A 12,905-nucleotide genomic window follows, 5' to 3' on the forward strand; every position below is an offset into this window, starting at 1 on the left:
GCCGACGACCCGACCGGTCAGCCCCTGACGACCAGCAGCGGGATGGTCATCTCGGCCGCGGTGTCCGCGCCGTGGTACGCCACCAGCCGGGACTCCATCGGCTTCTCCGACCGGGTGGCGACCACCGCGTACGTGTCGCGGCAGACCACCACCACGTCGCCGATCCGGCCCAGGTGCTCCTCAGGCACCGGCCCGAACCAGCCGGTGGCCACCGCCTCCTCGCGGGTCAGCACCCGGGCCGCGTCGCCCAGCACCGCCGACCAGGCGGCCAGCACGTCGGCGACCGCGCCCGGCTCGACGTGCAGGTAGCGGACCCGGGGCTCACCGGCGATCACCCGCACCCCGGCCCGCAGCCGGGCATCGATGTCGAAGTCGACGCGGTGGGCCTGCGGCACGTTGAGCTGGCCGTGATCGGCCGTGACCAGCAGCGCGGCGTCCGGCGGCAGCCCGCCGACCAGCCGGGCCAGCAGCCGGTCCACGTCGGCGGCGGCGAGCCGCCAGGGCGCCGAGTCGACCCCGGCGAGGTGGCCGTGCCGGTCCAGGTCGGGGTGGTAGCCGGAGACCAGGGCCGGGCCGGCGCCGGCCGCCAGGGCGGTGAGCATCTGCCCGGCGAGCCCGTCCACGTCGGAGGCGCCCCGGTAGTCGCCGCCCCGGTTGGCGGCGAGGGTGAGGCCGCTGCCGCCGTACTCGGGGCGGCTGACCACGGTGACCGCGACGCCGGCGGCGCGGGCCCGCTGGTACTGGGTGGGCACCGGCTGCCAGCGCAGCGGCTCGGGATCACCGGCCCACTCGATGTGACTGAGCACCCGGTCGGTGTCGGGGACCCGGACCTTGAACCCGAGCACGCCGTGCGCGCCGGAGGCAACGCCGGTGCCCATGCTGACCAGGCTGGTCGGGGTGGTGGAGGGAAAGCCGGAGGTGAGCGGGGCGCCGACGGTGGCGGCGAGGCGGGCCAGGGTCGGCGCGTACGGGGCGGCGGTCGGGATCTGGTACCAGCCGAGCCCGTCCACCAGCAGCACCGCGATCCGGCGTACCCCGGCCAGCCGGGGACCGAGGCCGAGCAGGTCGACCGCGCCGGGCACGCCGAGCACCGCCAGGGCGCTGGGCAGCACGTCCGCGAGACTGCCGCCGCCGTAGCGCGGCGCAACCGGGTCGAGCGGACCGGGTCGCCCGGCGGGGGCGGGCGACGGGCCGGTCATGCCGGGCGGCGGGCGAAGAGGTGCAGTTGGGCGGCGAGGTCCCGGTACGGCGACCGGGCCGCCAGGGCCCGCTCCAGCTCGACCAGAGCAGCCGGCTGGCCGTCCGCCACCGCGGCGGGGAGCAGGTCGGCGAGGACGCGTACCCCGTGGATCTCCTCGACGGTGAGCCCGGCGGCGGTCAGCAGGTCGGCAGCGCCGTCGACGTCGTACCGCCGGCGCAGGGTGTCCCGCGGCCCGGCCCTGCCATGCGGGTCGGCGGCCAGCGCGGCGGCCACGTCGAGGTGGCCGTTCATCGCCCGGCCGAGCACGGCGGCGGCCCGACCGGCCACCAGCACGCTGGCCGCGCCACCGTGGCGCAGCGCGCCGACCAGCGCCGACACCACCGACGCCGGCTCGTCGACCACCTCCAGGACGGAGTGGCAGAGCACCAGGTCGACGCTGGCCGGCTCGACCAGCCCGGCGAGCGCGTCGCCGTCGCCCTGCAGCGCGCGTACCCGGTCGGCGACCCCGGCCTCGGCGGCCCGGCGGGTCAGCGCGGCGAGCGCGTCGGGGCTGGCGTCGACCACGGTGACCCAGTGGCCGGCCTCGGCGAGCGGGACGGCGAATCCGCCGGTCCCGCCGCCGACGTCGAGCACGGTGAGCCGCTCGCCGGCACGGCGCTCCAGCTCGGCCCGGAGCACCGACCAGATGACGGCGGTACGCGGGGTCAGCGTTCGAGTCTGCTCCACCCGGTCGAGCCTAGTCACCCGCGCCACCCGGCTCCCGGAGGCGGTGCCGGCTCTCCGGGTCAGGACTCGCCGCCGCCGGCGGGGTCCTGCTCCTCCGCGCGGGACCGCTGCGCGTTGGCCACCGGCCCGTCGGTCACCTGGTACTCGCGGGCCTCCGTGTCCGACGCCGGCGACCAGCCGGCGGCCAGCCGGGTGCGCCGGGCGTTCGCCACTCCACCGGTGTACGTGCTGTTCGAGGTCATCGGTCTTCCCCCATACCGGGCGGGCCACTCTGCCCGCGCGTGCCGGAAGTCTCCCGCGTACGTCGCCCGGGCACCGTAATGTGGATCACTCCGTTCAGCGGAAATCCCGGGATGCCGGAGCCACGGGAGGCTCGATCGCGTCCAGCCGGTCCGCGGTGAGGCTGGTGACCCCCTCGTGCCGCTGCAACCGACCCCGCACCACCAACGCCGCGCTGGTGCGGGCGATTCGACGGTAGCGCTGCCAGAGGCCCGGGGAGCAAGTGACATTGAGCATCCCGGTCTCGTCCTCCAGGTTGAGGAAGGTCACCCCGCCCGCGGTCGCCGGCCGCTGCCGGTGGGTGACGATCCCGCCGACCCGGATCCGCTGGCCGGGCTCCACCCGGCCGAGCCGGGCGATCGGCACCGCGCCGAGGGCGTCGAGCCGGTCGCGGATGAACCGGGCGGGGTGGCTCTCCGGCGACAGGCCGGTGGCCCAGACGTCGGCGACGAGGCGGTCCACCGCCTCCATCCCGGGCAGGGGGGGCGCGGCCACGCCGGTCACCGTGCCGGGCAGCCGGCCCGGCCGGTCCTGGGCCGCCGCGCCGGCGGCCCAGAGCGCCTGCCGCCGGCTCAGCCCGAAACAGGCGAAGGCGTCCGCGGTGGCCAGCGCCTCCAGCTGCGCGGCGGTGAGACCGACCCGCCGGGCCAGGTCCGGCATGTCCCGGTACGGCCCGTGCGCCGCCCGCTCCGCCTCGATCCGCTCGGCCACGCCCTCGCCGAGGGTACGCACGCCGCCCAGTCCGAGCCGGACCGCCGGACCGTCCAGCCCCCACTCGTGCGGCGGCTCCCCGGGGGCGCTCCCCCACCGGGTGGTCGGGGTGGACTCCAGCACCGCCAGCGCGCCGCTGGCGTTGAGGTCCGGCCGGCGTACCTCGACGCCGTGCCGACGGGCGTCGTCGACCAGGGTCTGCGGCGAGTAGAAGCCCATCGGCTGGGCGTTGAGCAGCGCGGCCAGGAACGGCGCCGGGTGGTAGCGCTTGAGCCAGGAGCTGGCGTAGACCAGGTAGGCGAAGCTCATCGCGTGGCTCTCCGGGAAGCCGTAGCTGGCGAACGCGGTGAGCTTGCGGTAGACGTCGTCGGCCAGCTCGCCGGTGATGCCCCGCTCGGCCATCCCGGCGTAGAGCCGGTCGGCGATCTGCGCCATCCGCTCCACCGAGCGCTTGGCCCCCATCGCCCGGCGCAGCTGGTCGGCCCCGGCCGCGTCGAAGCCGGCCAGGTCGATGGCGAGCTGCATCAGCTGCTCCTGGAACAGCGGTACGCCGAGGGTCTTCTCCAACGCGTTGCGCATCAGCGGGTGCGGGTACGTCACCGGCTCCTGGCCGTTCTTGCGCCGAATGTACGGGTGCACCGAGCCGCCCTGGATCGGGCCGGGCCGGATCAGCGCCACCTCCACCACCAGGTCGTAGAAGCAGCGGGGCTTGAGCCGGGGCAGGGTGGCCATCTGGGCGCGGCTCTCCACCTGGAACACCCCGACCGAGTCGGCCCGGCAGAGCATGTCGTAGACCTCGGGGTCGTCGAGCGTCATGTCGCCCAGGTCGAGGGTCGTCCCGATCATGTCGTAGCCGTAGTGCAGCGCGGAGAGCATGCCGAGGCCGAGCAGGTCGAACTTGACCAGCCCGACCGCGGCGCAGTCGTCCTTGTCCCACTGGAGCACGCTGCGCCCGGGCATCCGGCCCCACTCCACCGGGCAGACCTCGATCACCGGCCGGTCGCAGATCACCATCCCGCCGGAGTGGATGCCCAGGTGCCGGGGGAACGTCTGCAGCTCGTTGGCGTACGCGACGACCTGCTCGGGGATGTCCTCGACGTCGACCGACGCGACGGAACCCCAGCGGTCGATCTGCTTGCTCCAGGCGTCCTGCTGGCCGGGTGAGAAGCCGAACGCCTTGGCCACGTCCCGCACCGCCGAGCGGGGCCGGTAGGAGATGACGTTGGCGACCTGGGCGGTGTGCTCCCGGCCGTACCGGGCGTAGACGTGCTGGATCACCTCCTCCCGACGGTCGGACTCGATGTCCACGTCGATGTCGGGTGGCCCGTCCCGCTCGGGGGCGAGGAAGCGCTCGAAGAGCAGCCGGTGTCGGACGGCGTCCACGTTGGTGATCCGCAGCGCGTAGCAGACCGCCGAGTTGGCCGCCGAGCCGCGGCCCTGGCAGTAGATGTCCTGCTCCCGGCAGAACGCGACGATGTCGTAGACCACCAGGAAGTAGCCGGGGAAGTCCAGCTCGTCGATCATCCGCAGCTCGTGCTCCAGCTGCGCGTACGCCTCGGGGTGCGCCTCGCGCGGGCCGTAGCGCTCCCGGGCCCCCTGCTCCGTCAGGTGGCGCAGCCAGCTCATCTCGGTGTGCCCCGGCGGCACCGGGTACGCCGGCAGCCGCGGCGCGACGAGCTGGAGGTCGAAGGCGAGTTCCGCGCCGAACTCGGCGGCCCGGGCCACCGCCCCGGGGTACGCGCCGAACCGGGCCGCCATCTCCGCGCCGCTGCGCAGGTGTGCGGTGGCGGCGGCGGGCAGCCAGCCGTCGATCTCGTCCAGGCTCCGCCGGGCCCGTACGGCGGCCAGCGTGGTGGCCAGCCGGCGCCGGGCCGGGGTGGCGTAGTGCACGTTGTTGGTGGCCACCGTGGGCAGCCCGGCGGACGCGGCCAGCTCGGCGAGGGCGTCGTTGCGGTCGGCGTCGACCGGGTGCCCGTGGTCGGTCAGCTCCACCGCCACCGTCTCCGCGCCGAAGAGCGCGGTCAGCCGGTCCAGCTCCCGGGCCGCCGCGTCGACGCCCTCGGTGAGCAGCGTGCCCGGCACGTGCCCCTTGCGGCAGCCGGTGAGCACCAGCACGTGGTCGCGCAGCTCGGCGGCGACCTCCTCCAGCTCGCCGTAGACCGGTCGGCCCTTCTCCCCGCCGCGCAGCTGGGCGCGGGCGATGGTGGTGGCCAGCCGGGCGTACCCCTCGTGGCCGTGGGCGAGCACCAGCAGGTGCGCGCCGTGCGGGTCGGGTTCGCCGTTCTGCGGGCCGGGCAGCCCGAGGGAGAGTTCGGCGCCGAAGATGGTCGGCAGGTGCAGCGCGCGGGCCGCCTCGGCGAAGCGGACCACCCCGTAGAAGCCGTCGTGGTCGGTGACGGCGAGCGCGGTGAGACCCAGCCGGGCGGCCTCCTCGGCAAGTTCCTCGGGGTGGCTGGCGCCGTCGAGGAAGCTGAAGTTGGTGTGCGCGTGCAGCTCCGCGTAGGGCACCGTGCCGTCCGGGCGGGGCAGCTCGGGCGCCTCGTAGTGCTGCCGCTTGCGGCTCCAGGCCGGGGAGTCGCCACCGTCGGCGTCCACGGCGAGGGGATCCACCACGTGCAGGTGCCGCTCGTCCCGCGGCCGCCCGCCCCGTGGCCGTCCACCGTCGCCCGACCGCCCGCCGGACCGTCCGTCGCCGGGTCGCCCGGAGAGCACGCGTTCCAGCTCGGACCAGGGCAGGTTGGGATTGTGGAAGCTCATCCGGCCGCTCCGGCCGGCCGACCCGGCTCAGTCATAGATCGCCTCCACCAGCCACTGGCCGCCCTCGACCGCCAGCAGCAGCGCGGCGCCGTCGGCGAGGCAGACCTGGAACCGGGCCCGCCGCCGGGCCTCGGCCGGCGCCCACCAGCGCTCGTCCACCGGCCACGGACCGGCCCAGCCGACGATCTCCGCCGGGCGGGCGGTACCGACGGCCAGCCGGGCCGGCGCGGCGCTCACCTGGAGCCGGGCGCTGACCACGACCGGCTCACCGGCGGCGTCGTGCACGGCGGCGGGGAGCGGGGTCGGCAGCACCACGGCCGGCGCGGGTGACGGAAGGCGGCCGGGCCACGGCGGCGTACCGGACCGCGTCGCCCCACCCGGCCGGGAGGCCACCGACCCCGGGGCTCCGTCCGGTCCGGCCGGCCCCTCCGGCAGTGGCGGCGGGCCGGGGCGGGCGGGGAGTCGTTCGTCGCCCCACGGCACCAGGCGCACCTGGTCGGTCGGGGACCGGCCGCCGCCGAGCACGGCGGTGACCACCGCGTCGGGGCCAAGGATGCCCTGCACCCGGCTCAGCGCGCGGTGCGCCCGCTCCCGCTCCTCACCGGTCTCCCCCCACAGTCCTGGTTGCAGGCCGGCCTGGGCGAGCACCCCGTCCGGCACCAGCCGCAGCCGGATGATCCCGGCGGTCGGCCGGGCCGGGCCAGCACGGCGCCGGCGGGCAAGGCGGCGAAACCCCCGAGGGTACGCACCCCCAGCCGACGCAGCAGATCGGCCAGGGCCGGCTGGCCGAGCGCCTCGACCGGCAGGGCGGCCAGGAACTCCGGCGTCCCGCCTGGCGGCACGATCCGCCCGTCCCGGGCGGCCAGCCCGGCGGCGAAGACCCCGTCGGCGATGCCGACCTGGCTCTCCACCGCGCAGGACTGGGCGACGTGCTCGACGATCCGCTCGGCCGCCGCCTCCTCGCCGCCGAGGTAACGGCTCGGGCCCCGGGCCGCCAGCGCGCAGGCCCCGGGACGGACCACCTCGACCCCGGCGGCCACCTCCTCGACGGCGGCGACCACCGGCTCGAACGCCCGGACGTCCCGGCCGGGGTCGTACTCGACGACGGTGAGCTGCGGGCAGCGCCCCTGCGCCTCGCGTCTGCGCAGCCCTCGGCGCACCCCCTCGGCGCGGGCCCGCTCGGAGCAGGCGACCACCCGGTTGGCGTGCAGCACCGCGACCGGGTCGGTGGCCGGCACCCCGTCGACGATCTCCGCGGCGAGGACCGGCCAGTCCGGGCACCAGAGCAGCATCGTCCGCACCGGCGCGGCCGTCACGCCGGACCGACCAGGGTCAGCGCACCGCGGCGGGACGAGGCGGCGACCGGGGGGCCCAGCCCGGTCGCGCGGGGGATGACCCGGGTGAGCGCGTCACCGGGCAGCCAGACCTTTATCTCCTTGGGGCGGGCCGCCGCGCCGCGCCCGCGCGCCGAGACGGTCACCTCCCGACGTCGCAGCCGTCCCCGACCCGGCCCGAGCCCCTCCCAGACACCCCGGACCACCTGCAACGTGACGTCCGCGCCGTCCCAGCGGCCGTACGGGACGAGCACGCTGCCGCGCTGCCGGGCGCGGGCGGCCAACCGGTTGGCGACCGAGGCGGAGACCGCGGTCGGCACGGCGGTGACCACCACGTCCACCCCGTCGATGAGCGCGGCGATGACGGTGGGCCACTCCGGACCGGGATTCGGCACCAGGGCCAGCCGGTCCAGGACGATCCCGGCCTCGGCCGCCGCGCCGGCCCCGAAGGTGGGGACCCCGACCACGGCACACCACGAGCCGGCCCGGGACGCCTCGGCGAGCAGCGCCAGGATCAGCGACGTCGCACCGCTGCGCCGGGGCTGCCCGGAGCCGATGGCGATGGTGCTGCCGCGGCGCAGCCCGCGATTGGGCAACAGCCCGGTCAGCTCCGGCCGGACCGGCAGCACCCGGTGGCCGCCCGCCGGGTCGGGCGCGCTCGCCGGACGCACCAGATCGGCCAGTGCGGCGGAACCGACCACCATGCGGCCCGCCATCGGCCAACCCCCCGTCGTGTCGCGCGGGGACCAACCCCGTCATGTGCTGCTAGATCAGAAAACGCGGCGGCTGCCGCCTGGATCAGCCGATGCGTCGGCCCGCTCCAGGTGTCTCGGTGCCCCGGCCACATCCGGTTCCCGCCGATGGCCGGGGCACCAAGGGTCAGGCGGCGATCCCGTCGAGCGCCGGTTGGTGCGCCAGGCCGAGCGCGGTCTCCACCACCGTGACGAACTGCTCGGCGGAGCGGAGCAGGTCGTCGGCCTCCCGGGCGGTGACCACCCGTGGGATGCCGGCCTCGGCGGCGGCCCGCTTGCCGGCGCCGGCGGCGAAGTAGCACGCCCACTCGTCGAGCTCGGGGGCGACGCTGGAGAGCAGGACCCAGACGCTGGTGATCCGGTTGCGCCGGCCGGGGGCGGGGCGGGCGCGGGCGGCGAGCAGGGCGGCGGCGGCGCGCAGCGCCGAGAGGTGGGCGGCGGCGTACCGGAGACCGTCAGGACGGGTCCGGGCGGCCTCGGCCAGCCCGTGGCGGGCCACCGCGAGCAGCTGGGCGGGGGTGCGGTGCGGCAGCACGTGGGCCGGCACCATCGGTGCCTGAGCCGGACTGGTCGGCATTGGTGTCTCCTCCGCGTGGCCGGGGCGGGCGCGTCGCGCGACGGATCGGATCCGTCGAGCGGGACGCCCGGAGCGGGTGGTGCGGAGGAAGACGCACCGTGGTGTGGGCCGGCCGGGTGTGGATGCTTCCCCACACCCCACCCGGCCGGCGTACCGGCGGGTCCGTCGCCCGCCGCCCGGGGGTCGTGGGCGGCGGGCGACGATCCTGCCTGACGGGACCGGACTCGCGACTGCCCGGAACCCGGTGCGGTTCGCGGAACCGCACCGCCCGGGATCCGGCGCCGCGAAACACCTCTCCCGGGTGGTTGGAACGGGCGTACGACTGAATCGAACACTCGTTCTAACCGCCCTGACAGTACACCTCCCCTCCGACGAAAATGCAACGTGTGACGCGCCGCGGCTCGCCGGGGCCGGGTCGGATTCTCAGGCCACGCACAGCAACGGCAAAGGCGGTCCGGAGGTGGTCATCGCAGGGTTGACCCCATGAACGTCGTAAGCCGTGCCGAAACGACCGTCCGGTGACCGCCGCCGTCGCCGACCGGCGGACCACGCGTCGCGCCCTCCCGGCGGTCCCCGGCTGGTGGGCCGACGTCGCGGGCAGCGCCGCCGTGCTCAGCCTGCTGGTCGTCGCCGCGCTCTGGACCGCCGACCGGGGGGTGCAGGAGCTGCTCGGCGGCCTCGCCACCGGCCTCACCTCGCTCGGCCGGCTCGCCGGCCTGGTCAGCGCCGACCTGATGCTCATCCAGGTGGTGCTGATGGCCCGGGTACCGCTGATCGAGCGGCGCTTCGGCCAGGACCGGATCGCCCGCTGGCACCGGCTCGCCGGTTTCACCTCGTTCCACCTGCTCCTCGCGCACGTGGTGCTGACCACCCTCGGGTACGCCGGCACCGCCCGGCGCAACGTCCTCGTGGAGACCTGGGAGCTGGTCACCACGTACCCGGGGATGCTGCTGGCCACCGCGGCGCTGGCCCTGCTGGTGCTGGTGGTGGTCACCTCGGTCCGCGCGGCCCGGCGCCGGCTGCGCTACGAGTCCTGGCACCTGCTGCACCTGTACGCGTACCTCGGCATCGCCCTGGCGCTGCCGCACCAGCTCTGGACCGGCGCCGACTTCGTCGGCTCGGCGGCCGCCCGGGCGTACTGGTGGACGGTCTACCTGCTGGCGCTGGCCAGCGTGCTGGTCTTCCGGCTGGGCCTGCCCGCCTGGCGCTCGCTGCGGCACCGGGTCGAGGTGGCCGCGGTGGTCGCCGAGGCCCCCGGCATCACCTCGATCTGGCTGCGCGGGCGCGACCTGCACCGGCTGCCCGCCCGGGCCGGGCAGTTCTTCCTGTGGCGATTCCTCGACGGTCCCGGCTGGTCCCGGGCGCACCCGTACTCGCTGTCGGCGCCCCCGTCCGGGGACCTGATGCGGATCACGGTCAAGGAACTCGGGGACGACAGCTCCCGGGTGGCCACCCTGCGCCCTGGCACCCGGGTGCTGCTGGAGGGGCCGTACGGGCGGCTGACCGGGGAGCACTGGCGTGGCGGCGGGATCACCATGCTCGCCTGCGGCGTCGGGATCACCCCGCTGCTGGCGCTGCTCTGGGAGCTGCCGTACGCCCCCGGCGAGGCGGTGCTGCTCTACCGCGCGCGTACCCCCGACGAGCTGGCCTTCGCCGCGGAGCTGGACCGGCTCGCCGCGGAGCGCGGGGTGGTCGTGCACCACCTGGTCGGCTCCCGGGCGCGGCGGCCGTCGTGGCTGCCCGCCTACGCCGAGGGCAGGCCCGACGCGGAGGCCCTGCGCCGGCTCTCCCCCGGCATCGCCGGTCACGACGTCTTCCTCTGCGGCCCGGACGGCTGGGTCGACGCGGCCCGCGCCGCGACCCGGGCGGCCGGGGTGCCCGACGCGCACACCCATCACGAACGCTTCGCCTGGTGACAGGCGCGAAAGGAGGATCCGTGCGACGGATCACCGTCTGGCTGCTCTCCACCGTGGCCGCCGTGGTGCTGCTGTTCAGCTACAAGACCAGCACGATGGGCCCCGGCGGGGAGAGCAGCGCCATCGCCGGCTCCGACGGCTCGGCCGCGGGCTCCTGGGCCGCGACCGACGACTCGGGCGGCTCGAACTCGACCGGCTCGAACTCGACCGGCTCGAACTCGACCGGCTCGAACTCGACCGGCTCGAACTCGACCGGCTCGGGCTCGTCGAGCGGCTCGGGCTCGTCGAGCGGCTCGTCGTCCAGCAGCTCCTCGGCCAACGGCAAGGCCACCGGGTCGGTGGCGCAGACCCGGTGGGGCCCGGTGCAGGTCCGGATCACCGTCGCCGGCGGGAAGATCACCGGCGTCGCCGCGGTGCAGGTGCCGGACGGCAACCACCGGGACCAGGAGATCAACGACTACGCGGTGCCGATCCTGCGGCAGGAGAGCCTCGCCGCGCAGAGCGCGCGGATCGACACGGTCTCCGGGGCCACCGTCACCAGCGACGGCTACCGCGAGTCCCTGCAGGCCGCCATCGACGCGGCGCACCTGAAGTGAGCGGGGTGGCGGCCATGAAGCTGACGGCGGAGCTGGACCGGCGGGCCTGGGTGATGCAGGTGATGGGACTGCCGGTCAGCGTGCACCTGCGCGGGCCGCAGGTGCGCACGGACGCGGTGGCGGAGCGGGTGGAGCGGGTCTTCGCCGAACTGCGGGAGATCGACGCGGTGTTCAGCACGTACCGGCCGGAGAGCGTGCTGGGCCGGCTCGGCGGCGCGATGCCCGACCCGGCGACCGCCGCGCCGGTGGTGCGCGAGGTGGTGGAGCTCTGCGAGCTGGCCCGGCTGCGGACCGACGGGTGGTTCGACGCCCGACGCCTGCCGCTGCCCACCGGCGGCACCGGCTTCGACCCGTCCGGCCTGGTCAAGGGCTGGGCGGTGGAGCGGGCCGCGCGGTGGCTGGCCGACCTGCCCGACCACGACCGCTGCCTCAACGCCGGCGGGGACGTGCTGCTGCGGACCGCGCCGGGCCGGCCCGCCTGGCGGGTCGGGGTGGAGGACCCCGGACACCCCGAGCGGCTGCTCGACGTGCTGGAGCGGGAGCACGGCGCGGTCGCCACGTCGGGGACCGCGCGGCGCGGCGCGCACATCGTGGACCCGCGCGCCGGCCGGGCCGCCGAGGCCGTCCGGTCGGTCACCGTGGTCGGCCCCGAGCTGCTCTGGGCCGACGTGTACGCGACCGCGGCCGTCGCCCGGGGCGCGGACGCGCTCGACTGGCTGGCCACCCTCGACGGGTACGCCGGCCTGCTGGTGGACGCCGCCGGTCGGGTCCGGGCCACCCCGAACTGGCCCGGAACCCGACCGGTGGCTCAGACCCGCGCCGGATAGTCGGGCAGGTCGAGGTCGGTGGCCAGCGAGCCGGTGCTCCGGACGAGCATCGACTGGACCGGCCGGGTGGCCAGCAGCCGGTTGCGCAGCCACAGCCCCCATCCGGTGGCGGGGGCGAGGAACCGGCCCGGGCTGGCGCCCCGCTGCCAGCGCATCGCGTAGCCGCGCATCCGCTCCTCGTACGCGGCGAAGGCGGTCCGGTGGTCGCCGCCGGCCAGGGCCAGCTCGCCGGCCAGCACGTACGCGCCGACGACGCCGGTGCCAACGCCCATCCCGCCGAGCGTGACGCCCCAGGCCGCGTCGCCGAGCAACGCCGTCCGGCCGGCGTGCCAGCGGGGCACGCTCACCCGGCTGATCGAGTCGAAGTACAGCTCCGGCGCGTCGCGCAGGCCGGCCAGCAGGTGCGGCACGTGCCAGCCCAGCCCGGCGAAGGCGTTCGCGATCAGCTTCTTCTGCTGATCGAGGTCACGCCAGTCGAGGTCGAGCCGGGGTGCGGCGAAGACGACGAGGGCGCCGGCCCGGTCCGGGTCGCGCTGGTCGGCGGCGACGCTGGCCATCCGCCCGGGGACGTTGTACTGCCGGGGGACGGCGCCCACCCCCAGCTTGTTGGGCAGGTCCCAGCCGGCCAGGTGGTAGCCGAGGTGCCGCACGTACGCCGGCTCGGGTCCGAGGACGAGCCGCCGTACGCCCGAGTGCAGCCCGTCCGCGCCGATCACCAGGTCGACGGTGCGCGACGCGGCGCGGGCGAAGTCGACGCGTACGCCGTCGGCGGTCTCGGCGAGGGCGGTGATCACGTCCCCGAACCGGTACTCCACCCGGTCGGCGCCGTGCTCGTACAGGATCCGGGAGAGGTCCCGGCGGTAGACCTCCAGCTCGCCCCCGGCGAACTCGGCCGGCAGCCGGAAGATCTCCCGGTCGTGCTCGTCGACGCAGCTGACCGCCCCGGCGTGGGTCTGCCCGGCGCGCAGTTCGTCGAGCACCCCCATGGCGGCCAGCACGCCGAGGTGGGTAGGGCCGCGGAAGTCGACCGCGAAGCCGCTGGCGCGCAGCGCCGGGGCCAGCTCGACCACGGTGACCTCGGCGCCGTAGCGGGCCAGCCACCAGGCGAGCGCGGGCCCGGCGATCCCGGCCCCGGAGATCAGGACGCGCCGGTCGCGCAGCGGAAGGGTGTGGGACATCGGCTTCCCCCCGTCGAAGCAAAACTGTGTCCGTTGGATACAGAGTACTGT

Annotated in this window: 10 protein-coding genes and 1 pseudogene; 3 read left to right on the forward strand and 8 right to left on the reverse strand. The window is 76.0% G+C overall.

The genetic code is table 11. The annotated features are described in order from the left end of the window. Positions 1 to 17 precede the first annotated feature (17 nt). From SLP03_RS01815 to SLP03_RS01845, 7 genes and pseudogenes are all read right to left on the reverse strand, one after another. Entirely contained in the window at positions 18 to 1,199 is a 1,182-nt protein-coding gene (locus tag SLP03_RS01815; protein WP_319458706.1) for an alkaline phosphatase family protein, read from the reverse strand. Continuing rightward, positions 1,196 to 1,945: a methyltransferase domain-containing protein gene (locus tag SLP03_RS01820; RefSeq protein ID WP_319458707.1), complete on the reverse strand. Its 750-nt coding sequence runs from the start codon at positions 1,943 to 1,945 to the stop codon at positions 1,196 to 1,198. The genes SLP03_RS01815 and SLP03_RS01820 overlap by 4 nt, the downstream gene beginning before the upstream one ends. Positions 1,946 to 1,986: 41 nt before the next feature. Further along, positions 1,987 to 2,169: a hypothetical protein gene (locus SLP03_RS01825; RefSeq protein ID WP_319458708.1), complete on the reverse strand. Its 183-nt coding sequence runs from the start codon at positions 2,167 to 2,169 to the stop codon at positions 1,987 to 1,989. A 94-nt stretch (positions 2,170 to 2,263) separates the two neighbouring features. After that, entirely contained in the window at positions 2,264 to 5,674 is a 3,411-nt protein-coding gene (locus tag SLP03_RS01830; protein ID WP_319458709.1) for an error-prone DNA polymerase, read from the reverse strand. A 27-nt stretch (positions 5,675 to 5,701) separates the two neighbouring features. Further along, positions 5,702 to 6,966 (reverse strand): annotated as a pseudogene (locus SLP03_RS01835) (DNA polymerase Y family protein). A gap of 20 nt (positions 6,967 to 6,986) precedes the next feature. Further along, positions 6,987 to 7,724 carry a hypothetical protein gene (locus SLP03_RS01840; protein WP_319458710.1) on the reverse strand — a complete coding sequence of 246 codons (738 nt, stop codon included), beginning with the start codon at positions 7,722 to 7,724 and terminating at the stop codon, positions 6,987 to 6,989. A 163-nt stretch (positions 7,725 to 7,887) separates the two neighbouring features. Further along, the gene (locus SLP03_RS01845) at positions 7,888 to 8,337 is read right to left on the reverse strand and encodes an SAV_6107 family HEPN domain-containing protein (protein ID WP_319458711.1); all 450 of its coding nucleotides are present in this window, start codon (positions 8,335 to 8,337) and stop codon (positions 7,888 to 7,890) included. Between the two features lie 518 nt (positions 8,338 to 8,855). Between SLP03_RS01845 and SLP03_RS01850 the strand changes: the two genes are divergently transcribed. The 3 genes from SLP03_RS01850 to SLP03_RS01860 are packed head-to-tail and all read left to right on the forward strand — an operon-like array spanning position 8,856 to position 11,676. Then, the gene (locus tag SLP03_RS01850) at positions 8,856 to 10,253 is read left to right on the forward strand and encodes a ferredoxin reductase family protein (RefSeq protein WP_319458712.1); all 1,398 of its coding nucleotides are present in this window, start codon (positions 8,856 to 8,858) and stop codon (positions 10,251 to 10,253) included. A gap of 20 nt (positions 10,254 to 10,273) precedes the next feature. Next, the gene (locus SLP03_RS01855; protein WP_319458713.1) at positions 10,274 to 10,849 is read left to right on the forward strand and encodes an FMN-binding protein; all 576 of its coding nucleotides are present in this window, start codon (positions 10,274 to 10,276) and stop codon (positions 10,847 to 10,849) included. Between the two features lie 14 nt (positions 10,850 to 10,863). Then, entirely contained in the window at positions 10,864 to 11,676 is an 813-nt protein-coding gene (locus SLP03_RS01860) for an FAD:protein FMN transferase (RefSeq protein WP_319458714.1), read from the forward strand. Here SLP03_RS01860 and SLP03_RS01865 read toward each other — a convergent pair. Then, positions 11,658 to 12,854, reverse strand: coding sequence for an FAD-dependent monooxygenase (locus SLP03_RS01865; RefSeq protein WP_319458715.1), 1,197 nt, complete (start codon positions 12,852 to 12,854; stop codon positions 11,658 to 11,660). The genes SLP03_RS01860 and SLP03_RS01865 overlap by 19 nt on opposite strands. Positions 12,855 to 12,905: the final 51 nt, after the last annotated feature.

This window comes from Micromonospora sp. RTP1Z1, assembly GCF_033804685.1.
Lineage (GTDB): Bacteria > Actinomycetota > Actinomycetes > Mycobacteriales > Micromonosporaceae > Micromonospora.